This is a genomic window from Candidatus Brevundimonas phytovorans (assembly GCA_029203145.1).
In the GTDB taxonomy this organism is placed as follows: domain Bacteria; phylum Pseudomonadota; class Alphaproteobacteria; order Caulobacterales; family Caulobacteraceae; genus Brevundimonas; species Brevundimonas phytovorans.
Window position 1 is genome coordinate 57,992 of the sequence record CP119309.1, and the last position, 22,748, is coordinate 80,739.

The window sequence follows — 22,748 nt, forward strand, 5'->3', positions numbered from 1 at the left end:
GGATGACAGAACCGCTTCATATCCATTTCGAGGATCTCGACGTCGGCCAGGTCATTCCGCTGGGCGCCTGCGCGGTGGACGGGGCGGCGCTGGATGTTTTCGTCGAACGGTTCGCGCCGGGCTGGGATGTCGCCTACGGCGCGCCCGACGCCCTGGTCTACGCCCTGTGGAGCCGGCTATCGGCGGACAAGGCGGGGCATTGGGCCGGGACCAAGACCCTGGCCGTCGACGGGCTGCGGTTCATGCGCAATCCCCCGGCGGGGGAACTTCTGCGCGGGCGGCTGACCATCATGGGCAAGGACCCTGTCGGCGACGACAAGGGCATCGTCATCGCTCAGCAGGACCTGCTGGACGAGGCGGGCCGGCTGGTCTTCTCCTGCCTGACCCGCGCCCTCGTCGCCCGGCGCTAGACAGAAAAACGCCCCGCCAGTTTCCTGACGGGGCGTTTCATTTTTCCAACGGGCCTCAAGCAGGGCGAATGCGCGCTAGGCCCCCAAAGAAGGCCTCAAGCAGCGCGAATGCGCCGTGGGCCCCCAAAGAAGGCCTCAAGCAGGGCGAATGCGCGGTGGGCCCCCAAGAATTACGCGTTGGCGGCGGTCGGCGTCGCAGCGGCGCGGTTGAAAGCCATGGCGATCAGACGATCCCAGCCCAGCAGCGACACCAGGTGGGCGTAGATCTGGCCCAAGGCGCCGTTGTCGCGAAGTTCAGCCAGCTTCTCGACCGGCAGAGCCTTCAGCTTGTCTTCCGAGACGGCGTAATATTCGGCCAGCTTCTGCACCGGACCGGTCGAGCCGTCGGGGTTGCGCGGGGTGAAGCTGGCTTCACGCGTTTCGAATAGGTCCAGATCAATCAGCAACTTGACGAAGGATTCGGTGCGCAGACGCTCTTGCTCGAAGTTGTTGCAGAACTCCATGGCGTTGTTGACGTAGGCGCTGGGCTTGTCGTCATCGAACAGCGGGATCTCGGCATTCTCGCCGACGAAGGCCGCTGCGCGATCAATGCAGAGGATCATGCGGTTTTGCGTGTCGTCGTTGGCGAAGACGAAGGGATAGCGACGGACGTAGGCCGGAATATAGGCATCGGGACGGAAGTCGCCGTTTTCGATGAACAGGTTTTCGCCCTGACGCAGACCCATGGCCACGACGGGCTGCTTCAGATCGCCGACAAAGATGACGGGGAAGGAGAGGGCGGCCGGGGCGAACTCTGTCACGGTCAGCGGCACGATGTTGGTCTGGCCGACGAAGGCATAGGGCTTGTCGGCGGGGGTCACGCCCAGCTTGCCGTGCGCCTCGAACGAGATCGGTTCCGGCTGGCTGTAAAACAGGACGTTGCCGGACAGGGGGCCGGACGCTTGGGTCGTGGTGTCGGTCATGATGTGTCGGATCGGCTCTGAACAGAAAGGTCGAGCCTTCTAGCCTATGGCCGGGCGCGCCGCAAACGTGGTCGTTCGACGAACGCCGGCCTGAAGAGCCTGGCCTGCGGCGGCGGCGCCGGTTGCGGTGGGCCCTGAGACCCCTTAGCTGTAGCCCATGGGCGTTGCTTGCGATCACGATCATTCCGACAGCCGACCCGGCGCCGCCGAGGTCGAGCAGGCGATCGTCTCGGTCGAGGCCCGTTGCGCCGCCGAGGGCGAGCGCATGACCGCGCCGCGCCGCCGCGTGCTGGAGCTGCTGCTGGCGGCGGGCGAGCCGGTCAAGGCCTATGACCTGATCGCGCGCTACGGCGTGGACGGCCAGGCGGCCAAGCCGCCGACCGTCTATCGCGCCCTGGAGTTTCTGGAACGTCGGGGCGTGGTCCACCGCATCGCCTCCATCAGCGCCTATGTCGCCTGCACCGCCGTCGCCGGGGACGCCCCGGCTCACGCCGCCGCCTTCCTGATCTGCGACTGCTGCGGCGCGACCGAGGAGGTCGCCGTGGCCGGCGGCGACGCCTTCGCCGAGGCCGCCGCCGTCGCCGGCTACGCCATCGAGCGCACCACGATCGAGGGGCATGGCCGCTGTCCCGCCTGCCGCGTGGCGGCCTGAACGAGATGGACGCCCTGGCCCTGTCGGCGCCGCGGCGCCTGACCATTCCCATCGACAACCGCTGGGGCGCAGGCGAGATGGCGGTGCTGGATTTCGGCGATCCGGCGCGCCCGGTGGACCTGATCTTCACTCACGCCAACGGCTTCAACGCCTACGCCTGTCGCTCCCTGCTGCAGCCCCTGTCCGGCGCCCTGCGCATCTGGGCGCCGGACCTGCGCGGTCACGGCCGCACCCGGCTGCCGGCGCGGCCCGAGGGGCGGCGAAGCTGGAAGGATCACCGCGACGACCTGATCGCCCTGCTGGACGCCGTGGACGGTCCGCCGGTGGCCCTGGCCGGCCATTCCATCGGCGGGACCAGCGGCCTGCTGGCGGCGGCGGAACGGCCTGAGCGGGTGTCCCGCCTACTGCTGCTCGATCCGGTGATCTGGCGGCGTGAGGTGGTTCTGGCCATGAGCCTGCCTCTCCTGGGACAGCTGGCGGGGCGCAACCCTATCGTGCTGGGCACTCGCAAGCGTCGCGCCCTGTTCGACAGCCGCGAACAGGCCCTGGCCGCCTATCGCGGGCGCGGGGCGTTCAAGGGCTGGTCCGACCTCATGCTGGCCGACTATCTCGTCGACGGCCTGGTCGAGACCGACCGGGGCTTTGAGCTGACGTGCGCTCCAGCCTGGGAGGCGTCCAACTACGCCGCCCAGTCTCATAATCCTTGGCGGGCGCTGCGACGGTTTCCGGGCGGGGTGCGCATCCTGAAGGCCGAGAGCGGGTCCCTGTGCGCGGTTCCGACAGGCGTGTCCGCATCGCGGCGGGTCGAGACCGTGGCGGGCGGCGGCCACCTCTTTCCCATGACCCATCCCGACATCGTGCGCGACGCCCTGCTGGACGTGGCGGTCTAAGCCGTTCGCGCTTCGGGGCTTGTCCTTGCGCGGTTCGGTGCTAGGCCTGGGACGCCATGTCGCCCGCCGCCTCCTCCAGTCTGTCGCGCCTGCTCATCGGATCGCTGATCGGCGCCGTGATCGGCCTGATCCTGCTGGCGCTCGGTGTGGCCATCCTGTGGAACGCGGCGGACCAGAGGCTGGCGGCGCCCGCCTCCGACGCTCCCGCCCCGGCATCGACGCCTCCGGTCGTGCGAGAACCGACGACGGCTGTCGCGGCCTCGCCCGTGCCCTATCCGGCCGTGGCCCCCGGATCGGCGCGGCCGCCGACGCCGGCCGCCGTCGAGCCGCCGCCTCGGGCGGCGACCTCGATCTGGCGCTCCATCTTTGATGATGAGGCCGAGGCCCCGCCCAGCGCGCCGCCGGCGCCCGCTGCCCCGCCCGCCGCCGTCCGTCCCGAGCCCCGCCCAGCCGCGCCCTCTACGTCCAGAACGGCGCCCAGAGCGGCGCCCGAGGCCCAGCGTCAGGACGACAGCCTCTTCTTCTGATGCCTCAGCTCAGGCGGGCGCAGGCGTGGATCAACCGCTCCACGTCTTCCTCGGACTGATACAGGCCGAAGCCGAAGCGGATCACGTCGTCGCGCACGTCGGTGACGACGTTCATGTGCTGCAGGTCGGCCTTCCAGCGCGCGGCCTCGTCCGAGCGCAGGGCCAGGAAGCGGGCGCGCGGCGCGTCGCCCTCGACCGGATTGAGGATTTCGGCCTGCGACAGGGGGCCGGCCTCGCCCGCCTGCACCGCCGCCTGGAACCGGGCCTGATGCCGGCGCGCATGGGCGGCGACGTCGGCGGTGGTCAGGCCCTGGTCGTCCAGCATCCGGCGCACGGCGTTGAGGCGATAGAGGGCGCTGACGTCGAAGGTGGCGCCCCAGAAGCGGCCGCCGTCGGTGCGGTACTGGACCCCGCCGGGCGGGCCTTCCAGATGGCCGAACTCGGCGAACCAGCCGGTGATGACCGGGCGCGGGCAGAAGCCGGGCGGGGCATGCAGGAAACAGGCGCCTTCGCCCGCCATGGCGTATTTGTAGCCGCCCGCCAGATAGAAGACCTTGTTCGCCACCGCCGACAGGTCGGTCGGCATGGCCATGAAGCCGTGGTAGCCGTCGACCACCACCCAGGGGCCTGCAGGATCGGCCAGAGCCGCCAGCTCGGCCACGGCGTCGAACACCTGGCCGGTGCGGAAGAAGATCTGGCTGACCAGGATCAGGTCATGACCGCCCGCCTTGGCCGCCGCCACGAAGCGCTCGGCGAAGGTGGCGAAGGGATGCAGCGGCACGCGCGTGACCACGGCCTCTCCGGCCTCTTCCCAGCGTTCCGACTGGCGGCGGAAGGAGTGGAACTCGCCGTCGGTGGACAGGATGCGCACCGGCTTTGTCTCTACGCCCGAAACGATCCGCAGCAGGATGTCGTGGGTGTTGGGCGCAAAGATCAGACTGTCGGGCGAGGGCAGGTTCAGTTCCTTGGCCACATGCTTCTGCGCCTCGGGAATGACCTCGCCGAAGATCAGGTCCCACTTGCGGTCGGCGAAGCGGTTGGCCTCGGCCCAGGCCTGGACCTGGGCGTCGAAGCTGGCGTCGGGCCACAGGTGATGGCTGTGGGCGGCGAAATGCAGCCGCTCGGGATCGAGACCCAGGGCGCGCGAGAAGAGGGGCTTGTAGCTCATCCCCCGACCTTACCCGGATCAGCGTATGGCCCAATAGAAAAGAGGCGGCTCCGCCATGCGAACCCGCCTCTCTCACATCATGTGTTCGGCGCTCAAGCCGCGAGCGACCGCGTCGCGAGCGTAGCGCCGCGCGGCAGCGCCCTACTAGATCAAACTACCGTGGCAGTGCTTGAACTTGCGACCCGAGTGGCAGGGGCAGTCGGCGTTGCGGCTGGTGCGTTCCCAGCCGACGGGCAGGGCCTCGACCGGCAGCTTGGAGCGGTCGTCGCCGGTCAGCATGCCTTCCGGGTTCTGGGCCGACGGATTGGTCATCTCGTTCTCGCCGGTGCCGGGGTTCAGGTGGATTTCCTGGAACTCGGGCATCTCCATGGCCGGCGGGGCCTCGAAGCGGAACTCGACCGTCATCAGCCAGCGGGTGACGTTGTGGCGCAGGTCGTGCAGCAGGGTCTCGAACAGGTTGAAGGCTTCGGTCTTGTATTCGTTCAGCGGGTCGCGCTGGCCATAGCCGCGCAGGCCGATGACGCCGCGCAGGTGGTCCAGATGGACCAGGTGCTCGCGCCACTGCATGTCGATCATCTGCAGCATGAACTGCTTTTCCAGACCGCGGGTCTGGTCGGCGCCGATCTGCTCCAGACGCTCGGCGGCGCGGGCGTCGGCGGCGGCGTTGATGCGCTCCTCGATCTCTTCGTTCGAGACGCCTTCCTCGGCGGCCCATTCCTTGAGCGGCAATTCCAGGCCCAGGGTCGAGCGGACCTTCTCGTCCAGGCCGTCCATGTCCCACTGCTCGGCATAGGCCTTGGGCGGCATGTAACGTTCGACCAGGTCGGACACGACGTCGAGGCGGAAGTCCGTGACCAGTTCCGACAGATCGGTGGAGTCCATGAACTCCTGACGTTGCTCGAACACGGCCTTGCGCTGGTCGTTCACCACGTCGTCGTACTTCAGCACGTTCTTGCGCATGTCGTAGTTGCGGGCTTCGACGCGCTTCTGGGCGGTTTCGACGGCGCGGTTCAGCCAGGGGTGGCTGATGGCCTCGCCCTCGGCCACGCCGAAGGACTTCATGATCGAGTCCAGACGGTCGCCGGCGAAGATGCGCAGCAGGTCGTCCTCGCACGACAGGTAGAATTTCGAGGTGCCGGGGTCGCCCTGACGGCCGGTGCGGCCGCGCAGCTGGTTGTCGATGCGGCGGCTTTCGTGGCGCTCGGTGCCCAGCACGAACAGACCGCCGGCGGCCAGGGCCGTCTCGCGGTGAACGGCGATCTCGGCCCTGTACTGGGCTTCAACGGCGGCCAGGGCCTCGGGCGTGACCTCGATCGCCATGTTGCGCTGTTCCTGGGTCCAGCGCTGGATGCGCATCTCCAGGTTGCCGCCCAGCTGGATGTCGGTGCCGCGGCCGGCCATGTTGGTGGCGATGGTCACGGCGCCGGGCAGACCGGCGTCGGCGACGATATAGGCTTCCTGCTCGTGCTGGCGCGCGTTCAGGACGTTGTGCGGAATGCCGCGGCCGGTGGCGTAGGTGATGTCATAGGCGTCGTCGCCGACCTTCTGCGCTTCCTTCTCGCGGCCGGCGTATTCGGCCTTGAGGGTGCGGCCGGTCTCGACCTTGTACTCGTAGGACTTGAGGACGTCGGACAGTTCCTCGGACTTCTCGATCGAGACGGTGCCGACCAGGATCGGCTGACCCTTGACGTGGCATTCGGCGATCTGGGCGGCGATGGCCGCGTTCTTTTCCCTGAAGGTGCGATAGACCTCGTCGTCGTAGTCCTTGCGCAGGACCGGACGGTTGGTCGGCACTTCCAGGACGTCCATCTTGTAGATGTCGAGGAATTCCTGGGCTTCGGTCGCGGCCGTGCCGGTCATGCCGGACAGCTTGTCGTAGAGGCGGAAGTAGTTCTGGATCGTCACCGAGGCCAGGGTCTGGTTCTCGGGCATGATCTTGACGTCTTCCTTGGCCTCGATGGCCTGGTGAAGACCTTCGGACAGGCGGCGGCCCGTCATCATGCGGCCGGTGTATTCGTCGATCAGGACGATTTCGCCGGCCTTGATGATGTAGTCCTTGTCGCGCGTGTAGAGGGTGTTGGCGCGCAGGGCCTGGTTGACGTGGTGGACCAGGCTGACGTTGGCCGGGTCATAGAGGTCGGTGGTGTCCTCGGCGAAGTGACCGCCGGCCTCCAGCATCTCCTCGATGCGTTCCGACCCCAGCTCGGTCAGCAGGGCCTGGCGCTGCTTCTCGTCCAGATCATAGGTGGCCTTGTCGACGATCAGTTCCTTCACGATCGTGTCCACGATCTTGTAGAGGTCCGAACGGTCCTCGGTCGGGCCCGAGATGATCAGCGGCGTGCGCGCCTCGTCGATCAGGATGGAGTCGACTTCGTCGACGATGGCGAAGTGGTGGCCGCGCTGCACCATCTCGCGACGGTCATAGACCAGGTTGTCGCGCAGGTAGTCGAAACCGAATTCGTTGTTGGTGCCGTAGGTGATGTCGGCGTTGTAGGCCGCCTGACGCTGGCCCTGCGACAGGCCGTTGACGATGACGCCGACCTCCAGGCCGAGGAAGCGATAGACCTTGCCCATCGTCTCGGCGTCGCGGCGCGCCAGATAGTCGTTGACGGTGACGACGTGCACGCCCTTGCCCGACAGGGCGTTCAGATAGACCGGGGCCACGGCCACCAGGGTCTTGCCTTCGCCGGTGCGCATTTCGGCGATGCCGCCTTCATGCAGGATCATGCCGCCAGCCAGCTGAACGTCGTATTGACGCTGACCCAGCACCCGCTTGGACGCCTCGCGCGCCACGGCGAAGGCTTCGTTCTGCAGCTTGTCCAGGCTCTCGCCGGCCTCGATGCGGTCGCGGAAGGTCTGCGTCATCATGCGCAGTTCGTCGTCCGAGAAGGCCTCGAACCGGGCTTCCAGGGCGTTGATCTTTTGCGCCTGGGCCTGGAAGGCCTTGACCTTGCGGTCGTTGGAGGAGCCGAGGATTTTCTTGGCGAAGCCGAGCATGGGCGATCCGGTAAGGCGGTCGAGCGGCTGAAGGCTCTGGAACAGGAAGCGCCGCCGTCTGAAGGCCCGGATCGACAACGGTCCCGGCGACCCCCGAAATCCGGGGCGTGCGCAGGGGCCGCGCAGACGATCGAAAACCCCTCGACTTGGGCGCAGTCGGGACTTAAGCACCGCCCTAACCCCTGTCAACGCGAGGGGCTTTCGACGGCTTGCTGCGACGGGCCTTCGGGTCTCTGTTTTTCGCCCCTTATCGCCTTTTGGCCGGAGCGCCCGATGCGTCTTTCGCGCCCTGTTTTCCGAACCCTGCGGCCGGTGCTGGCCTCGGCCCTGCTGGCCCTGACCCTGACGGCCGCCTGCGGGCGCGGCGACGCCGAAACCCCGCCGGAAAGGAATGATCTGGTCGTGGCCCGGGTGCTGGACCGCTCGGTCTGGGCCTCGGACGTGCGTCGCGAAGCCGTGGCGCAGGGGCTGCTGGGCGAAGGCGAGCCGCTGGACGTCAAGTCCGAGCTGTTCCGCCGCGTGCTGGACGAGGTGGTCGATCAGAAACTTCTGGCCGCCGAGGCCCGCCGTCGCGGCCTGGACAAGAGCGCCGCCGCCCAGCGCCGGCTCGAGGCGGTGCACGAACGCATCCTCGGCGACATGCTGGTGGAATCCGTCGTCAGCGGCGCGGTGTCGGACCAGGCGGTCGAGCGCCTTTATCAGGAACAGCAGCGCCGGGCCCAGACGACGGAGGAGGTCCGGGTCCGCCTGATCCTGTCGCATACGAAGGAACAGGCCGACGCCGTGGTCGGCGTCCTGGGGCAGGGGGCCGCCTTCGAGGCCGTGGCCGCCCAGCGCTCGGTCGATGACGCCACCCGCTATTCCGGCGGCGACCTGGGCTATTCCACGCTCGACGTCCTGCCCGCCGCCTACGCCGCCGCCGTGCGCGGCCAGGCCCCCGGCGCCGTGGTCGGCCCGGTTCAGGGCGAGGGCGGCTGGGCCGTGCTGCGCGTCGAGGACCGCCGTCTGGAAAGTCCGCCGACCCTCGATCAGGCCCGCCCTCTTATCGTCCGCTATCTGACCTATGAGGGCGTGCGCCAGCTGCTGGAGCAACTTCGCGGCAAGGCCCAGGTCGAAGTCTTCCTCAATCCCGCCAAACCGGCGGCGCAACCGCCCGCCAGGCCTGCGCCCGCCGCCCCTCCCGCCGGAACCGTCGCCTCATGAACCGTCCGCCCGCCTCCAAGTCCGGTTCGACCGGCCAGATGATCGAATCCGCCATCGAAAAGGCCCTGGATCCCCTGGCCTCGGCCCTGAAGCGCGCCACCCAGCCCGCCAAGGCCTCGCCCGGCAAGCCTGGCCTGATGATCTCGCCCCTGGCCGTGCCCTTCCCGACCATTCCGCCGATCGGCGGGGTCGAGATCGCCACCGCGCGCGCGGGCTTCTACAAGCACGAGCGCGACGACCTCGTGGTCTTCCACTTCCCCGAGGGCGCGTCCTGCGCCGGCGTCTTCACCCGCCACAAGGTGGGATCGGCCCCGGTCGACTGGTGCAAGCGCCAGCTGGACGCCGACAAGGGCGGCGGCGAGGGGGTCAAGGCCCTGGTCGTCAACGCCGGCTGCGCCAACGCCTTCACCGGCAAGGCCGGGGCCGACGCCGCCCGCCGCACCGCCGCAGAGGTCGCCAAGCGCTTCGACTGCCGCCAGCGCGACGTCATGCTGGCCTCGACCGGCGTCATCGGCGTGGTGCTGGACGAGACCAAGATCACCGCCCGCCTGCCCGACATCAAGGCCGGTCTGAAGGTCGACAACTGGACCCAGGCCGGTCTCGGCATCATGACCACGGACACCTTCCCCAAGGGCTCCTACGCAGAATGTGAGATCGAGGGCGTCACGGTCAGGATCGCCGGCATCGCCAAGGGTTCGGGCATGATCGCGCCCGACATGGCCACCATGCTCGGCTTCATCGTCACCGACGCCGACATCGCCCCGCCGGTGCTGAAGGCCCTGCTGAACCTGCACGTCCGCACCACCTTCAACTCGGTGACGGTGGACGGCGACACCTCGACCAACGACACGGCCCTGATCTTCGCCACCGGCGCCTCGGGCGCGCCGCGTATCGGCCGCGTCGGCGACCGCCGGCTCAAGGACTTCTCGGCCGCGCTGGACAAGGTCATGCTCGATCTGGCCCACCAACTGGTCAAGGACGGCGAGGGCGCGACCAAGTTCGTCCGCATCACCGTGGACGGCGCCGCCAGCCCCGCCTCGGCGCGCAAGCTGGCCAAGTCGATCGCCGACAGCCCCCTGGTCAAGACCGCCATCGCTGGCGAGGACGCCAACTGGGGCCGCATCGTCATGGCCGTGGGCAAGACGGAAGAAGCCGTGGACCGCGACCGCCTGGCGATCCACTTCGGACCCCATGTCGCCGCCATCGACGGCGCCCCGTCCCCGACCTACGACGAGGCCCAGATGAGCGCCTATATGAAGAACGCCGAGATCGACATCACCGTCCACGTCGGCTCGGGCCGCGCCTCGGCCACCGTCTGGACCTGCGACCTGACCAAACGCTACATCGAGATCAACGGGGACTATCGCTCCTAACATGTCGCGCATCAGCACCTTCTTCAAAGACGCCGGACGGTTCGGCCTGCGCGCGGCCTTCCAGGCCGTGACCGCCCGCTATGCGGCCGCGCCCGCCGTCATCGACCTGCCGCGCTTCGGCCGGTTCCACGTCCGGGGCCGCGACAGCGACATCGCCACCCTGCGTCAGGTCTTCGGCGAGCAGGAATACCGCCTCAAGGTCCCCGCCATCGAGGCGCGGCTGGAGCGCCGCTACCGCCAGATGCTGGCCGCCGGCCAGGCGCCGGTCATCATCGACGCCGGGGCCAATGTCGGCGCCGCCGCCCGCTGGTTCCATCAGGCCTTCCCCGAGGCGCGGGTCATCGCGGTCGAGCCGGACGCCGCCAACGCCGCCATGCTGCGCCTGAACACCGAGGCCTTCGCCGCCATCTCGGTGGCCGAGGCCGCCATCGGCGCCGAGGCGGGCTTCGTCTCCCTGATCCCCGCCGACGCCGCCTGGGGCATCCGCACCGAACGCGCCGACGCCGGCCTGCCCATCGTCACCATCCCTGAACTGGTGGCGGACATCGAGAACGGCGTGCTGTTTCTGGCCAAGATCGACATCGAGGGTTTCGAGGAAGACCTGTTCGCCAGCGCCACCGACTGGGTGGATCAGGCTTACTGCGTCATCGTCGAGCCGCACGACTGGATGCTGCCGGACCAGCACACCAGCCGCACCTTCCAGAAGGTCATGGGCCAGCGCGACTTCCAGGTGCTGATCCAGGGCGAAAACCTGCTCTACGTCCGGCCGGAAGCGGCATGACCGAGGCTGTCCCGACCGTCCTCGTCGTCGCCGTCGCCCTGATCGACCCCGACGGCCGCGTCCTGATCGCCAAGCGGCCAGAGGGCAAGCAGCTGGCGGGCCTGTGGGAGTTTCCGGGCGGCAAGGTCGAGCCGGGCGAGCGGCCGGAACAGGCCCTGATCCGCGAGCTGAAGGAAGAGCTGGGCATCGACGTGAACGAGGCCTGCCTGGCCCCCTTCGTCTTCGCCAGCCACGCCTATGAGAGCTTCCATCTGCTGATGCCGCTCTATCTGTGCCGCCGCTGGTCGGGCGTGGTCATGGCGAACGAACACGCCGGGCTGGCCTGGGTGAAGCCGAACAAGCTGGGCGACTATCCCATGCCGCCCGCCGACGAACCCCTGGTCGCCTGGCTGCGCGACCTGCTCTGACTATTCGCCGGTCTGCTCTCTGACCCCGAGCGCATCCGCCAGCCGGCTCTTGGCCGAGCCGCGTCGGGCGGGCTGCTGCTGGCTCTCGTGCGGGGCCCAGCCGGCCAGATGCACCATTTCAAACGTCGCCGGAATGCGCCCGTCGGACTCGGCGTGACGCTCGGCATAGAGTTGTGCGGCGCGGGCCAGAACCGCCCGACTCAACGGCCTGATCGGTCCCGCCAGCACATTGGTCTCGCCCATGGCGCGCAGGTCGCGCATCAGAGCGAAGGGATCGGCGTAGCGCACCGTCACCCGATCCACGTCCGAGACGGGCAGGGCGAATCCGGCGCGTTGCAGCAGACCGGCCCCGTCGAACCCGTCGGCGAAGGGGGAAATCCGCGCCTGCGCCCCGCCGTTGACCTCCAGCTCGGCCTCGGTCAGCACCCCGCGCAACTCCTTCAGCGTCGCCGCGCCGAACAGGCTGGCCACGAACAGGCCGTCGGGCTTCAGCGCCCGCCGGATCTGGCTCAGGGCGCCGGGCAGGTCGTTGGCCCAGTGCAGGCCCAGCAGGTTGACGATCAGGTCGGCTGACTGGTCCTCCAGCCCCAGAGGCCCGGCCCCCGGCGCGGCGCGCTCAGGCGTCGTGCCCACGGCGCGGACCTCGCCCACCCGCTCCCGCGCCACGCTGTCGGCCACCGCGCGCGCGAAGACGCCGGGATGGGGCGACAGGTCGACGGGCGCGTGAAACTCGCGCAGGATCACTTCCAGGCTGTGGACCGCATTGTCGGCGGCGCGGACATGCAGGAAGTCGGCGTCGGGGAAGCGTCGGGCGGCGCGGCTCAGGCGCGCGGCGCGGCGGGCGGCGTCGAAGATGATCGGGGGACCGGAGGAGGGGGCGCTCATGTCCGTTCAGGATGGGGGTTGGCGGACCGGATTGAAAGACGGAACCGCCCGTATATCTCATGGCGCGCGGGGAATGGCCAAAGACTGGGCTAGGGGGTTGCTCGACCTGCTGCTGCCGCCCATGGCCCACGACAGCCGTGAGGCCACGGCCTCGGCCGGCCTGTCGCCCGACGCCTGGAGCCGGGTGGTCTTCTTGGAGGCCCCCGTCTGCGACGGCTGCGGCGCGGCCTTTGAATATGACGGCGGCGACTTCGCCTCTGACCGCTGCCTGGCCTGTCAGGTCCAGCCCTACGCCTTCGCCCGCGCCCGCGCCGCCTGTGTCTATGACGAGGCCTCGCGCGGTCTGATCCTCAAGTTCAAGCACGGCGACCAGCAGCAGTTCGCTCCCCTGTTCGCCCGCTGGATCGCCCGGTCGGGCGCCGATGTGGTGGCCGAGGCCGACGCCGTGGTCCCCGTGCCCCTGCACCGCTCTCGCCTGCTGGCCCGACGCTTCAATCAGGCCGCCGAGATCGCCCGGCCCCTGGCCCGCACCGCCGGGCTCGACTACCTGCCCGACGCCCTGATCCGCTCAACCCCGACCGACAGCCAGGGCGGCAAGTCGGCGCGCGGACGGCGTCTGAACGTGGAAAAGGCCTTCGCCGTCACTGCGGCCGGGCGTCGCCGGATCAAGGGGCGGCGCATCCTTCTGGTCGACGATGTGCTGACCACGGGGGCCACCGCCGAGGCCTGCGCCCGCGTCCTTTTGTCCGCCGGAGCGCGCGCGGTGGATCTGGCGGTCATCGCGAGGGTGCGAACTGCGCGCGAACCGCCTAAGTAGGGGGTTGATCTGAGTAATGGAGACTCTGAGTTGGCCGAAGTCGTCATCTACACCAAACCCGGTTGCCCCTACTGCGTCGCGGCCATGGGGCTGTTGAAGCGCAAGGGCGTGGAATTCACCGAGATCGTCGCCTCGAACGACCCGGAAAAGAAGGCCGAGATGGTCGCGCGGTCGGGCGGCAAGTCCACCTTCCCGCAGATCTTCGTCGGCGACAAACATGTCGGCGGCTCGGATGACATCCACGCGCTCGACGCCCGCGGCGGTCTCGACCCTCTGCTGGCGGCCTGATGAGCGAGCGGCTCGATGTGGCGCTGATCCAGACGCGGACCCCGGCGACGGCGGCTGCGGGGTTGGCCCATGTCGAGCCGCTGATCCGTGAAGCCGCGGCGGGCGGGGCGACACTGATCCTGACGCCGGAGGGGACGAACTTCCTCGAACAGCGCCGGGGTCTGCGCGACGCCGCCCTGTCGAGCGAGGAGGCCGACGTGGCCGTTCTCGGCCTCCGCGCCCTGGCCAATGAACTGGGCGTCTGGCTGCTGATCGGCTCGGTCCTCGTGCGCGCGAACGTCCCCGGCGACGACCGCGCCGCCAACCGTTCTCTGCTGGTCGATCCGACCGGGGCGGTGGTCGCCCGCTATGACAAGCTGCACGTCTTCGACGTGGATCTGCCCAACGGCGAGACCTATCGCGAGAGCGCCTCGGTCCGTCCCGGCGTCGGCGCGACGGTGGCTGAAACCCCCTGGGGCCGGCTGGGCCTCAGCATCTGCTACGACGTGCGCTTCCCCCAGCTCTATCGCGCCCTGGCCAAGGCCGGGGCCTCGATGATCGCCGTCCCCGCCGCCTTCACTCGCCCGACCGGCGAGGCCCACTGGGAGACCCTGCTGCGCGCCCGCGCCATCGAGACCGGCGCCTTCGTCCTGGCCCCGGCCCAGGGCGGCGCGCACGAAGACGGTCGCCAGACCTGGGGCCGCTCCCTGGTCGTCGGTCCGTGGGGCGAGGTGATCGCCAAGGCCGACCACGACGAACCTTGCGTTCTGCACGCTGCGCTGGATCTGAGCGCCGTTCAGCGCGCCCGACAGGCCGTGCCTTCGCTGAAGCACGACCGCGATTTCGACTGGCCTCAGTGATCGGGCCGCAATGATCCGCTACGCCCTGTCCTGCGACCACGACCACGGCTTCGAGGCCTGGTTCGCCTCTTCGAACGACTATGACGATCAGGCCGCGCGCGGTCTGGTCGAATGCCCCTTCTGCGCCTCGACCGCCATCCGCAAACAGGTGATGGCCCCCGCCGTCTCCGGCACGAAGAAGGCCGCCCCTTCGTCTGACGCTGCGAAGCAGATGCGAGACATGATGATGCAGGCGGCGCGCGAGGTGCGCGATCACGTCGAGCAGAATTTCGACTACGTCGGCGACGCCTTCGCCCGCGAGGCCCGCGACATCCACGAAGGCCGCTCCGAGAAACGCGAAATCTACGGCGAGGCCACCCCCGCCGACGTCAAGAAGCTGAAGGACGACGGCGTGCCCTGCGCCCCCCTGCCCAGCCTGCCGCCCGACCCCAAGAAGGCCAACTGAGCACATGCCAAGTGAAGTGGGGGGCGAGGGGGAGAGATACGAAGAGTTCGCGCCGCCGCCGGCCTTGCGCCCCTTCGTCCGCACCTTCTGGACCTATGCCGCGCCCGACCCCTCCGGCGCGGTGCAGCGCATCGCCCCCGACGGCTGCCCCGAACTGGTGATCGACCTGGCCGCCCCCTACGAGGAGGAGGGCGAGGACGGCGTCTTCCGGCCTCAGCCGCCGGTCATCTTCGCCGGCCAGATGACCCGGCCCATGGCCATCCGCCCCGTCGGTCCGGTCGAGATCGTGGCCGTGCGGTTCGAGCCCGACGGGGCGCGCGACTTTCTCGGGCTGCCGCTGATCGAGGCTGCGGACCGGCGCCTTGATCTGGTGGCGCGGCTGGCGGGGTTTACGGCCCCGACCGGCGATCCGGCGCGACAGGTGGGGGCCCTGACCGACTGGCTGGAGGGGCAGCGCCGCGCCGGCGCCTGGCGCATCGACCCGGCCGTCCGCGCCGAGGTCGCCGCCGCCGAGCGCGAGGCCGAGGCGCCCTCATTGTCGCCCGCCGACCGCCGCGCCCTGCAACGCCGCTTCCGCGACCGGGTCGGCGTTGCTCCGCGCACCCTGCGCTCCATCTTCCGCTTCCGCCGCGTCTTCGATCATGCCGCGGGCCAGGACGCCGACGCCGTCTCCTGGCTGGAGGCGGGCCTGGCGGCGGGCTATTTCGATCAGCCGCAGATGGCCCGCGACTTCCGCCGCTTCCTCGGCTGCACCGCCACCGAATGGGCGCGCGATCAGGCCGAGCTGGCGCGTCAGCTGGCGTCGCAATCCTACAAGCGGGACGGGGCGGACTGATCTAGGCTCCCTGCCGAACCAAGGAGGGAGACCTTGATGCTGCTGACCACCCTGATGGCCGCCGCCCTGATGCAGACGCCCGCGCCCGACCTGTCCTGGCTGGCCGGCTACTGGCTGGACTGCTCCGGCGGGCGTGAGGCGTCGGAGACCTGGACCGACCCGCGCCTGGGCCTCGTCGTCGGCCACGCCGTCACCGTGCGCAATGGCCGCAGCGGCTTCGAGAGCGCCCATATCGGTCCCGCCGCTGAGGGCGGCCTGGCCTACTTCGCCCGGCCCGAAGGCGCGGCCGCCGTCCCCTTCCGCCTGATCGAAAGCGGGCCGCAGCGGGTTGTTTTCGCCAACCCCGCCAACGACTTTCCGCACCGCATCCTCTATCAGCGCGAGGGGGATGTGCTGACCGCCCGCATCGAAGGGGCGGATGACGATGAGACCCGGAGTGCGGAATGGACCTTCAACAAGGCGGAACTGAACGCCCGCTGTCCCAGCTGACCTGGCGGCCCATGACGCCCGAGGACATCGACGGCGTCGTCGCGGTCGCCCGCCTGTCCTTCCCCGACCATTTCGAGGCGCGCGAGTGCTTCGCCGAGCGACAGGCACTGGCCCCCGAGGGCTGCTTCGTCCTGTCCGATCCGGCCGGAACCGTCATGGGTTATCTGATGGCCTATCCCTGGCGACGCAACAGCGCCCCGCCGCTAGACAGCCTGATCGGCGCCGTCCCGGCCGACGCCGAGGTCATCTATCTGCATGATCTGGCCGTCCACCCCGACACGCGCGGCGGCGGCCATACCCGGCCCATCGTCGAGCGTCTGGCCGAACAGGCGAAGGCGGCGGGCTGGCCCGAGATCGCCCTGGTGGCCGTCAACGCGGCGACCGCCTTCTGGGAGCGCCACGGCTTCGTCGTCCAGACCCCGCCCGGCATGGCCGAAAAATTGGCCAGCTATGGCGACGACGCCCGCTACATGATCCGCAGTCTCTGATGGGAACCTATGCCGGGGTTCAGGTCTTTCGCACCCCATGACCTTCAAACGCACGCTTCCCCTCGTCCTGCTGGCCGGCGTCGCGGTCGCCCTCGGCGCCTGCGCCACCCTGCAACGCGGGCCGGTCGGCAACGCCGCCGTGCCGCAACCGGCCAAGCCGGTGGATCTCGATCGCTACCTGGGCCGCTGGTATGAGCAGGCCCGCTACGAAGCCTGGTTCCAGAAGGGCTGCGAGGCGGTGACCGCCGACTACAGCCTGCGCGACGACGGCCTGATCCGGGTGCTCAACACCTGCCGCGAAGGCGCCGTCGACGGCCCTGAAAAACAATCGGACGGCAAGGCCAAGATCGTCGCCGACAGCCAGGGGGCCAAGCTGAAGGTGTCCTTCTTCGGCCCCTTCTACGTCGGCGACTACTGGGTGCTGGACCACGCCGACGACTATAGCTGGTCCATCGTCGGCGAACCCTCGGGCCGCTACCTGTGGGTCCTCAGCCGCGAAGCGCGTCCCGCAGCCGAAACCCGTCAGGCCCTGCGCAACCGGGTGCAAGCCCTGGGCTACGACCTGTCTCTGCTGCGCGAGACCCAGCACTAGGTGAGGGGCTCAGGCCTCCCGCGTCGCCATCATCATATAGTTGATGCCCACATCATCGCCCTCGCTCCAGCGGTCGTTGAGCGGGTCATAGGCCAGCCCATAGGGGCCGGTGACGGTCAGGGGCTCGCCGTCCAGCATGGCGCGCAGCTCCTCGGGCTTGAGGAACTGGCGCCAGTCGTGGGTGCCGGCGGGGACCCAGCGCAGCACATATTCGGCGGCGACCTTGCCCAGCAGCAGGCCCTTCAGCGTGCGGTTCAGGGTGGCGACGATCATCATCCCGCCCGGCTTGATCAGTTTCGAGCAGGCGCGGACGAAGGCTTCGGGATCGGCGACATGCTCGATCACCTCCATGGTCAGGACCACGTCGAAGGGACCCGCATTCGCTTCCACCATCTGTTCGACGGTGGCGGCGCGATAGGTGATGTCGAGGCCGACCTGTTCGGCGTGGGCGCGGGCCGTGCCGATGTTCTCAGACGAGGCGTCCAAGGCCGTGACTTCAAAGCCCATGCGCCGCATCGGCTCGGCGATCAGCCCGCCGCCGCAGCCGATGTCGATCAGGCTGAGACCGGCGAAGGGCGCGCGCGTCCGAACGTCGCGGCCAAAGTGTTCGGCGGCGCGGTCGCGGACGAATTTCAGCCGCGCCGGATTGAAGCGGTGCAGGGGCGCGAACGGCCCTTTCGGGTCCCACCACTCCGCCGCCTGGGCCGAGAAACGGGCCACATCGGCAGGATCGATGCTGGGCCCCTCGGCACGATCGGTTGCAAAGGGTGAAAAACCCTCTTCGCTTTGGGGTTTGCGCGGCTCAAGGCTGTCGTTAGAAGCGGACATGGTCGCAGGCATGAACCGCCTTGGCCGCCCATGCAAGCAGGGGACGAAACGGCACGATGACGCGGCCCGAAACGACACGACTGGTGATGAAGTTCGGGGGGACCTCCATGGGAGACCTCGAGCGTATTCGTCGTGCGGCGCGAATTATCGCCGCCGAGGCCGCCAAGGGCAAATCGATCGCCGTGGTGGTGTCCGCCATGGCCGGCAAGACCAATGAGCTGGTGGCCTGGACCGACGGCGCGGGTCCCGCCGCCGCCGGCCTGCCCCTGTCTGACGACGAATATGACGTGGTGGTCGCCTCGGGCGAGCAGGTGACATCGGGCCTTCTGGCGCTGACGTTGCGCAACATGGGCCTGAACGCACGCAGCTGGATGGGCTGGCAGATCCCGATCATCACCGACGACGCCCATGGCCGCGCCCGCATCGAGGACGTGCCGGGCGATGTCCTCGGCGCCGCCGTCGACAGCGGCCAGATCGCCATTGTCCCCGGCTTCCAGGGCGTGACCCGCGACGGCCGCATCACCACCCTGGGACGCGGCGGCTCCGACACGTCTGCGGTGGCCGTGGCGGCGGCGCTCGGCGCCCCTTGCGACATCTACACCGACGTGGACGGCGTCTATACGACCGACCCCCGCATCGAGAGCCGCGCGCGGCGCCTGGAAAAGGTCTCCTACGAGGAGATGCTGGAAATGGCCTCGCTTGGGGCCAAGGTGCTGCAGACCCGCTCGGTCGAACTGGCCATGGCCAAGCAGGTCCCGGTTCGGGTCCTGTCCAGCTTCATCGAGCCGGATGAGCATGGAAATCTGCCGGAAAACGCCGGCACCCTGATTTGTGATGAGGATGAGATCGTGGAAAAGCGCATCGTTTCCGGCGTGACCATGAGCCGGGACGAAGCCCGGATCACGCTGCTGGGTCTGGCGGACCGCACCGACGCCCCCGCCGACGTCTTCACGCGTCTGGCCGAGGCCAACGTCAATGTCGACATGATCGTGCAGAGCCAGGCCCGCACCGAGGGCGCGGTGAACCTGACCTTCACCACGGGGCGCCGCGACGCCCAGCGCGCCGCCGAGATGATGACCGCCGCCAAGGCGGAACTCGGTTTCGAGGAACTGCGCATCGACGCCGACGTGGCCAAGATCTCTGTCATCGGCGTGGGGATGCGAAGCCACGCCGGCGTGGCACAGACCATGTTCCGCGCCCTGGCCGACAAGGGGGTCAAGTTCCAGGCCATCTCGACCTCCGAGATCAAGATCAGCGTGCTGATCGAGGACGCCTATTCCGAACTGGCCGTGCGGGCGCTGCATTCGGCCTACGGGCTCGACGCGTTATAGAATGAACACGAGGGCCGCCCTATCTGGTCAGTGGGCTGATCGACGGGCGGCCAGGCGGGAGGCGACATGGTGAAGGGCGGATTGACGACGAGGGGGCCTCGCAACCTCCTGCGCCAGATCCGCGAAGCCATGGCCGGCGGCGGCCCGGCGCAGGACCGGCTGGACATGGTGGTGCGCACCATCGCCCAGTCCATGGTCGCCGAGGTCTGCTCCATCTATCTGCGCCGCGCCTCGGGCGAGCTGGAGTTGTTCGCCACCCAGGGCCTGAACCCTGAGGCTGTCCACAACACCCGCCTTCGCCCTGGCGAAGGCCTGGTCGGCGAGGTGGCCCGTCTGGCCCAGCCGATCAGCCTGTCGGACGCCCCGTCCCACCCCAGCTTCTCCTATCGCCCGGAAACCGGCGAAGATCCCTTCCACGCCTTCCTCGGCGCGCCCCTGCTGCGCGGCGGTCGGGCCATCGGCGTCCTGGTCGTCCAGAACCGCGCCGCCCGTCGCTATGACGAGGAAGAGGTCGAGGACATCCAGACCATCGCCATGGTCCTGGCCGAGACGGTCGCCTCGGGCGAGCTGCTGGCCCAGGACGAACTGCGCGACGTCGAGGTGGCCCCCCATCGCCCCGAACGGCTGAAGGGCCAGAAGTTCGCCGAAGGCCTGGCCTACGGCGTCGTGGTCCAGCACGAGGCCCCCCTGGCGCCGGAACAGCTGCTGTCCGACGATCCGACCGCCGAGGAAAAGCGCCTGGCCGAAGCCCTGTCGGCGCTCAAGGCCGGCATCGACGTCATGCTGGAAGGTGGCCAGACCAAGCTGGGCGGCACCTCGTTCGAGGTGCTGGAAACCTATCGCATGTTCGCCGACGACCGGGGCTGGAACCGCTCGCTGGAAGAGGCCGTGCGCTCCGGCCTGACCGCCGAGGCCGCCGTCGACCGCGTCCGCAACGAACACCGCGCCCGCTTCGCCAAGGCCCGCGACCCCTATATCCGCGAACGCCTGCACGACTTCGAGGACCTGGCCAACCGTCTGCTGCGGGTGCTGGCGGGCGACAACCCCGGCCACCGCGACCTGCCGGACGACGCCATTCTGGTGGCCAGAAACCTTGGCCCCGCCGACCTGCTGGAATATCCGCGCCACAAGCTGCGCGGCCTCTTGCTGGAAGAAGGCTCGGCCGCCAGCCACGCCGCCATCGTGGCCCGCGCCCTGCAAATCCCCTGCGTCGGTCGCCTGCAAGGCCTGCGCGACCGCCTGTCCGAGGGCGATCAGGTCATCGTCGACGGCGAGACGGGCGAGGCCTACCTGCGCCCCCGCCCCGACATGCTGGCGGCGGTCCAGACCCGCATGGCCGTGCGCGCCCAGCGCCGGGCCGAGTTCGACCTGCTGCGCGACACCCCCGCCGTCACCAGGGACGGCACGCGCATCACCGTCCTGACCAACGCCGGTCTGGCCGTGGATCTGGAGAACCTGGACGCGACGGGGGCCGAGGGCATCGGCCTGTTCCGCACCGAGTTCCAGTTCATGGTCTCGGATGAGCTGCCGCGTCTGGACGCCCAGACGGCGCTCTACAAGCTGGTGCTGGACGCGGCGGGCGACCGCCCTGTCACCTTCCGCACCCTCGACATCGGCGGCGACAAGGTCCTGCCCTATCTCGACAATGAGCGGGAAGAGAACCCGGCCCTGGGCCGTCGCGCCATTCGTCTGGGGCTGGACCGTCCGGCCCTGCTGCGGATGCAGGTGCGCGCCCTTCTGGCCGCCGCCGCCGGGCGCGAACTGCGCGTCATGTTCCCCATGATCGCCACGGTGGACGAGTTTCGCGCTGCGCGCGAGCTGGTCGATGTCGAGTGCGACTGGGCGCGGCGTCGCGGGCGGCCCCTGCCGTCCCTGCTGCGCGTCGGGGCCATGGTCGAATGCCCCAGCCTGTTGTGGCACCTGGACGCCCTGCTGCCGCTGACCGACTTCGTCTCGATCGGCACCAACGACCTGTTGCAGTACATGTTCGCCGCCGACCGGACTAATCCTCTGGTCTCGGACCGCTATGATCCCCTGTCGCCCCCGGCCCTGCGCGCCCTGGCCGAAATCCAGCAGAAGTGCGCCGACAGCGCCACGCCGGTCTCGGTCTGCGGCGAGCTGGCCGGTCGTCCGCTGGAAGCCTTCGCCCTGATCACCCTGGGCTACACCCGTCTGTCCGCCCCGGCGGGCGGGGTGGGGCCGGTCAAGCGCATGATCCTGTCAGCCGACCTGCCCGCCGCCCGTCGCGGCATGAACGTTTTGCTCGGCTCCTCGGCCGGATCGGTACGCGGCGAGATCGAGTCCCTGGCGCGCAAGCTCAACGTCATCGTCTGAGCCACAGACTGAAGCGGGGCCGCTTTCCCGCGTTGCCCGCATCAAGCGGCTCGTCTAAGCGGAGGGGAGGGCGCCTCCGCGTCCGCCAACGGAACCCCGCATGGATCAGGATCGGCAAGACGCGCCGTCCCTCGAGGACGCCGAGACGCTGGGCGAGGCCCTGCGCGCGGCCCGTCTCGCCTCGGGCCGCTCCATGGCCCAGCTGTCGACCATGACGCGGGTGCATCCGCGCTATCTGACGGCGCTGGAGCAGAACGAGTTTTCGGTCCTGCCGTCGCGCATCTTCTCCATGGGCTATGTCCGCGCCTATGCGGGCGCGCTTGGTCTGGACGAACTGACGGCGGTCGAGCGTTTCAAGCGCGAGTTCCCCGAGGCCGCGGTGCCGCTTCAGGCCCCGACCGGCGCCGCGCTGCAACAGATGCGCCGCACCTCGCCCAAGGTTCTGGCCGCCCTGGGCGTGCTGATCGTGGCCGTGGTCGGCTGGAACGTCTTCCAGCGCGTGGTCCGCATCGAGCCGCCGCACCCCTCCGATCTGGTCGCCGTGCCCAAGGACTGGGCCAGGGAGGCCGACGCCGAGGCGGACCGCGCCCTCTATCTGGGCGCGCCGCGCGCCGCCCCGCCGGACCAGACCACCCCGGCGCTATACATCACCCCTGGGCTTGAGGCGCAGCTCACGGGGATCGACCCTGACGATCCCAACGCCGTGGTCGCGCCCGCGCCGCCGGTTCAGGCGGCCTTCAACCCGCGCGGCGCCGTTTTCGGCGCTTCGGCCACGACCTCGCAGGTCATTCTTCAGGCCAGGAAGCCCGCCAGCCTGGTCGTCCGCCAGAGCGACGGCCGCATCCTGTTCGCGCGTCAGCTGGCGGCGGGCGAGGCCTGGCGCGCCCCGCCGAACGTCTCGGCCACGGTGGACGTGTCGGACCCGACGGCCTTCGACGTCTATCTGAACGGCGAACACGGCGGCGCCCTGCCGGCGGCCCAGTCGCCTCTGGGGCAGTTGAACAGCCGCGCCCAGGCCGATGCGCGTCAGTCCGAGGCCCGCGCCGCCGCCGCTGCTGAAGCCCAGACCCGCGCCCGCGCCGCGCAAGCCGCCGCCGCTCTCGCGGCTGCGCCCGCGCCCACGGCCCCGGCGCCGGTTACGCCGCCGCCCGCGAGATGAATCGTCGCGGACCGCGGCTGATGTCGTGGTTTTGCCGTCGTTCCTCGC

At 69.3% G+C, this 22,748-nt stretch carries 25 protein-coding genes; 19 read left to right on the forward strand and 6 right to left on the reverse strand.

What is annotated here, in order from left to right:
- Positions 1–2 precede the first annotated feature (2 nt).
- On the forward strand, positions 3–410 hold the full coding sequence (locus tag P0Y52_00260) for an acyl dehydratase (GenBank protein ID WEK58004.1): 408 nt from the start codon (positions 3–5) through the stop codon (positions 408–410).
- 170 nt (positions 411–580) lie between these two features.
- Here P0Y52_00260 and P0Y52_00265 read toward each other — a convergent pair whose 3' ends face one another.
- The gene (locus P0Y52_00265; protein WEK58005.1) at positions 581–1,372 is read right to left on the reverse strand and encodes a SapC family protein; all 792 of its coding nucleotides are present in this window, start codon (positions 1,370–1,372) and stop codon (positions 581–583) included.
- 157 nt (positions 1,373–1,529) lie between these two features.
- On the opposite strand from P0Y52_00265, the gene P0Y52_00270 reads away from it, so the two are divergent.
- The 3 genes from P0Y52_00270 to P0Y52_00280 are packed head-to-tail and all read left to right on the forward strand — an operon-like array spanning position 1,530 to position 3,441.
- Positions 1,530–2,024, forward strand: coding sequence for a Fur family transcriptional regulator (locus P0Y52_00270; GenBank protein WEK58006.1), 495 nt, complete (start codon positions 1,530–1,532; stop codon positions 2,022–2,024).
- A 5-nt stretch (positions 2,025–2,029) separates the two neighbouring features.
- A complete protein-coding gene (locus tag P0Y52_00275; GenBank protein ID WEK58007.1) occupies positions 2,030–2,914 on the forward strand; it encodes an alpha/beta hydrolase in 885 nt (294 codons plus the stop codon).
- A gap of 56 nt (positions 2,915–2,970) precedes the next feature.
- The gene (locus P0Y52_00280) at positions 2,971–3,441 is read left to right on the forward strand and encodes a hypothetical protein (GenBank protein WEK58008.1); all 471 of its coding nucleotides are present in this window, start codon (positions 2,971–2,973) and stop codon (positions 3,439–3,441) included.
- A 4-nt stretch (positions 3,442–3,445) separates the two neighbouring features.
- Here the strand turns inward: P0Y52_00280 and P0Y52_00285 are convergent, their stop codons facing one another.
- Positions 3,446–4,609 carry an aminotransferase class V-fold PLP-dependent enzyme gene (locus P0Y52_00285; GenBank protein ID WEK58009.1) on the reverse strand — a complete coding sequence of 388 codons (1,164 nt, stop codon included), beginning with the start codon at positions 4,607–4,609 and terminating at the stop codon, positions 3,446–3,448.
- Between the two features lie 144 nt (positions 4,610–4,753).
- Positions 4,754–7,606, reverse strand: a complete 2,853-nt coding sequence (secA, locus tag P0Y52_00290) for a preprotein translocase subunit SecA (protein ID WEK58010.1) — start codon at positions 7,604–7,606, stop codon at positions 4,754–4,756.
- Positions 7,607–7,879: 273 nt separating this feature from the next.
- On the opposite strand from secA, the gene P0Y52_00295 reads away from it, so the two are divergent.
- The 4 genes from P0Y52_00295 to P0Y52_00310 are packed head-to-tail and all read left to right on the forward strand — an operon-like array spanning position 7,880 to position 11,370.
- Positions 7,880–8,809, forward strand: coding sequence for a peptidylprolyl isomerase (locus P0Y52_00295; GenBank protein WEK58011.1), 930 nt, complete (start codon positions 7,880–7,882; stop codon positions 8,807–8,809).
- Positions 8,806–10,182 carry a bifunctional glutamate N-acetyltransferase/amino-acid acetyltransferase ArgJ gene (argJ, locus tag P0Y52_00300; GenBank protein WEK58012.1) on the forward strand — a complete coding sequence of 459 codons (1,377 nt, stop codon included), beginning with the start codon at positions 8,806–8,808 and terminating at the stop codon, positions 10,180–10,182. The genes P0Y52_00295 and argJ overlap by 4 nt, the downstream gene beginning before the upstream one ends.
- A 1-nt stretch (position 10,183) precedes the next feature.
- Positions 10,184–10,963 (forward strand): FkbM family methyltransferase, encoded by a 780-nt coding sequence (locus tag P0Y52_00305; protein WEK58013.1) that lies wholly within the window; start codon positions 10,184–10,186, stop codon positions 10,961–10,963.
- Positions 10,960–11,370, forward strand: coding sequence for a (deoxy)nucleoside triphosphate pyrophosphohydrolase (locus tag P0Y52_00310; GenBank protein ID WEK58014.1), 411 nt, complete (start codon positions 10,960–10,962; stop codon positions 11,368–11,370). The genes P0Y52_00305 and P0Y52_00310 overlap by 4 nt, the downstream gene beginning before the upstream one ends.
- On the opposite strand, the gene P0Y52_00315 is transcribed toward P0Y52_00310, so the two are convergent.
- Positions 11,371–12,255 carry a methyltransferase domain-containing protein gene (locus P0Y52_00315; GenBank protein WEK58015.1) on the reverse strand — a complete coding sequence of 295 codons (885 nt, stop codon included), beginning with the start codon at positions 12,253–12,255 and terminating at the stop codon, positions 11,371–11,373.
- On the opposite strand from P0Y52_00315, the gene P0Y52_00320 reads away from it, so the two are divergent.
- The 8 genes from P0Y52_00320 to P0Y52_00355 are packed head-to-tail and all read left to right on the forward strand — an operon-like array spanning position 12,254 to position 17,048.
- Positions 12,254–13,072, forward strand: coding sequence for a ComF family protein (locus P0Y52_00320; GenBank protein WEK58016.1), 819 nt, complete (start codon positions 12,254–12,256; stop codon positions 13,070–13,072). The genes P0Y52_00315 and P0Y52_00320 overlap by 2 nt on opposite strands.
- A 30-nt stretch (positions 13,073–13,102) precedes the next feature.
- Positions 13,103–13,360 carry a glutaredoxin 3 gene (grxC, locus tag P0Y52_00325; protein WEK58017.1) on the forward strand — a complete coding sequence of 86 codons (258 nt, stop codon included), beginning with the start codon at positions 13,103–13,105 and terminating at the stop codon, positions 13,358–13,360.
- Entirely contained in the window at positions 13,360–14,199 is an 840-nt protein-coding gene (locus P0Y52_00330; protein ID WEK58018.1) for a carbon-nitrogen hydrolase family protein, read from the forward strand. The genes grxC and P0Y52_00330 overlap by 1 nt, the downstream gene beginning before the upstream one ends.
- A 10-nt stretch (positions 14,200–14,209) precedes the next feature.
- Positions 14,210–14,644 carry a DUF1178 family protein gene (locus P0Y52_00335; GenBank protein WEK58019.1) on the forward strand — a complete coding sequence of 145 codons (435 nt, stop codon included), beginning with the start codon at positions 14,210–14,212 and terminating at the stop codon, positions 14,642–14,644.
- Positions 14,645–14,648: 4 nt separating this feature from the next.
- Positions 14,649–15,479, forward strand: a complete 831-nt coding sequence (locus tag P0Y52_00340; protein ID WEK58020.1) for a helix-turn-helix domain-containing protein — start codon at positions 14,649–14,651, stop codon at positions 15,477–15,479.
- A gap of 36 nt (positions 15,480–15,515) precedes the next feature.
- Positions 15,516–15,968, forward strand: a complete 453-nt coding sequence (locus P0Y52_00345) for a DUF6265 family protein (GenBank protein ID WEK58021.1) — start codon at positions 15,516–15,518, stop codon at positions 15,966–15,968.
- The gene (locus P0Y52_00350) at positions 15,923–16,456 is read left to right on the forward strand and encodes a GNAT family N-acetyltransferase (GenBank protein WEK58022.1); all 534 of its coding nucleotides are present in this window, start codon (positions 15,923–15,925) and stop codon (positions 16,454–16,456) included. Before P0Y52_00345 ends, P0Y52_00350 begins: the two co-directional genes overlap by 46 nt.
- Before the next feature lie 37 nt (positions 16,457–16,493).
- The gene (locus tag P0Y52_00355; protein WEK58023.1) at positions 16,494–17,048 is read left to right on the forward strand and encodes a lipocalin family protein; all 555 of its coding nucleotides are present in this window, start codon (positions 16,494–16,496) and stop codon (positions 17,046–17,048) included.
- Between the two features lie 9 nt (positions 17,049–17,057).
- Here P0Y52_00355 and ubiG read toward each other — a convergent pair whose 3' ends face one another.
- Both ubiG and P0Y52_00365 read right to left on the reverse strand, forming a co-directional pair.
- Positions 17,058–17,876 carry a bifunctional 2-polyprenyl-6-hydroxyphenol methylase/3-demethylubiquinol 3-O-methyltransferase UbiG gene (ubiG, locus tag P0Y52_00360; protein ID WEK58024.1) on the reverse strand — a complete coding sequence of 273 codons (819 nt, stop codon included), beginning with the start codon at positions 17,874–17,876 and terminating at the stop codon, positions 17,058–17,060.
- Positions 17,863–17,985, reverse strand: a complete 123-nt coding sequence (locus P0Y52_00365) for a hypothetical protein (protein ID WEK59519.1) — start codon at positions 17,983–17,985, stop codon at positions 17,863–17,865. The genes ubiG and P0Y52_00365 overlap by 14 nt, the downstream gene beginning before the upstream one ends.
- Here P0Y52_00365 and P0Y52_00370 point away from each other — a divergent pair.
- The 3 genes from P0Y52_00370 (at position 17,933) to P0Y52_00380 (ending at position 22,700) form a co-directional block, all read left to right on the forward strand.
- The gene (locus P0Y52_00370; GenBank protein WEK58025.1) at positions 17,933–19,207 is read left to right on the forward strand and encodes an aspartate kinase; all 1,275 of its coding nucleotides are present in this window, start codon (positions 17,933–17,935) and stop codon (positions 19,205–19,207) included. The genes P0Y52_00365 and P0Y52_00370 overlap by 53 nt on opposite strands.
- A gap of 129 nt (positions 19,208–19,336) precedes the next feature.
- Positions 19,337–21,541, forward strand: a complete 2,205-nt coding sequence (gene ptsP, locus P0Y52_00375) for a phosphoenolpyruvate--protein phosphotransferase (protein ID WEK59420.1) — start codon at positions 19,337–19,339, stop codon at positions 21,539–21,541.
- A 100-nt stretch (positions 21,542–21,641) separates the two neighbouring features.
- The gene (locus P0Y52_00380; protein ID WEK58026.1) at positions 21,642–22,700 is read left to right on the forward strand and encodes a helix-turn-helix domain-containing protein; all 1,059 of its coding nucleotides are present in this window, start codon (positions 21,642–21,644) and stop codon (positions 22,698–22,700) included.
- Positions 22,701–22,748 lie beyond the last annotated feature (48 nt).

Excerpts from the sequence above, each read along its gene's own strand:
- P0Y52_00260 (WEK58004.1), top strand. The coding sequence starts at position 3 with ATGACAGAACCGCTTCATATCCATTTCGAGGATCTCGACGTCGGCCAG.
- P0Y52_00265 (WEK58005.1), bottom strand. The coding sequence starts at position 1,372 with ATGACCGACACCACGACCCAAGCGTCCGGCCCCCTGTCCGGCAACGTC.
- P0Y52_00270 (WEK58006.1), top strand. The coding sequence starts at position 1,530 with ATGGGCGTTGCTTGCGATCACGATCATTCCGACAGCCGACCCGGCGCC.
- P0Y52_00275 (WEK58007.1), top strand. The coding sequence starts at position 2,030 with ATGGACGCCCTGGCCCTGTCGGCGCCGCGGCGCCTGACCATTCCCATC.
- P0Y52_00280 (WEK58008.1), top strand. The coding sequence starts at position 2,971 with ATGTCGCCCGCCGCCTCCTCCAGTCTGTCGCGCCTGCTCATCGGATCG.
- P0Y52_00285 (WEK58009.1), bottom strand. The coding sequence starts at position 4,609 with ATGAGCTACAAGCCCCTCTTCTCGCGCGCCCTGGGTCTCGATCCCGAG.
- secA (WEK58010.1), bottom strand. The coding sequence starts at position 7,606 with ATGCTCGGCTTCGCCAAGAAAATCCTCGGCTCCTCCAACGACCGCAAG.
- P0Y52_00295 (WEK58011.1), top strand. The coding sequence starts at position 7,880 with ATGCGTCTTTCGCGCCCTGTTTTCCGAACCCTGCGGCCGGTGCTGGCC.
- argJ (WEK58012.1), top strand. The coding sequence starts at position 8,806 with ATGAACCGTCCGCCCGCCTCCAAGTCCGGTTCGACCGGCCAGATGATC.
- P0Y52_00305 (WEK58013.1), top strand. The coding sequence starts at position 10,184 with ATGTCGCGCATCAGCACCTTCTTCAAAGACGCCGGACGGTTCGGCCTG.
- P0Y52_00310 (WEK58014.1), top strand. The coding sequence starts at position 10,960 with ATGACCGAGGCTGTCCCGACCGTCCTCGTCGTCGCCGTCGCCCTGATC.
- P0Y52_00320 (WEK58016.1), top strand. The coding sequence starts at position 12,254 with ATGTCCGTTCAGGATGGGGGTTGGCGGACCGGATTGAAAGACGGAACC.
- P0Y52_00315 (WEK58015.1), bottom strand. The coding sequence starts at position 12,255 with ATGAGCGCCCCCTCCTCCGGTCCCCCGATCATCTTCGACGCCGCCCGC.
- P0Y52_00330 (WEK58018.1), top strand. The coding sequence starts at position 13,360 with ATGAGCGAGCGGCTCGATGTGGCGCTGATCCAGACGCGGACCCCGGCG.
- P0Y52_00335 (WEK58019.1), top strand. The coding sequence starts at position 14,210 with ATGATCCGCTACGCCCTGTCCTGCGACCACGACCACGGCTTCGAGGCC.
- P0Y52_00340 (WEK58020.1), top strand. The coding sequence starts at position 14,649 with ATGCCAAGTGAAGTGGGGGGCGAGGGGGAGAGATACGAAGAGTTCGCG.
- P0Y52_00345 (WEK58021.1), top strand. The coding sequence starts at position 15,516 with ATGCTGCTGACCACCCTGATGGCCGCCGCCCTGATGCAGACGCCCGCG.
- P0Y52_00350 (WEK58022.1), top strand. The coding sequence starts at position 15,923 with ATGGACCTTCAACAAGGCGGAACTGAACGCCCGCTGTCCCAGCTGACC.
- P0Y52_00355 (WEK58023.1), top strand. The coding sequence starts at position 16,494 with ATGACCTTCAAACGCACGCTTCCCCTCGTCCTGCTGGCCGGCGTCGCG.
- ubiG (WEK58024.1), bottom strand. The coding sequence starts at position 17,876 with ATGTCCGCTTCTAACGACAGCCTTGAGCCGCGCAAACCCCAAAGCGAA.
- P0Y52_00370 (WEK58025.1), top strand. The coding sequence starts at position 17,933 with ATGACGCGGCCCGAAACGACACGACTGGTGATGAAGTTCGGGGGGACC.
- P0Y52_00365 (WEK59519.1), bottom strand. The coding sequence starts at position 17,985 with ATGGAGGTCCCCCCGAACTTCATCACCAGTCGTGTCGTTTCGGGCCGC.
- ptsP (WEK59420.1), top strand. The coding sequence starts at position 19,337 with ATGGCCGGCGGCGGCCCGGCGCAGGACCGGCTGGACATGGTGGTGCGC.
- P0Y52_00380 (WEK58026.1), top strand. The coding sequence starts at position 21,642 with ATGGATCAGGATCGGCAAGACGCGCCGTCCCTCGAGGACGCCGAGACG.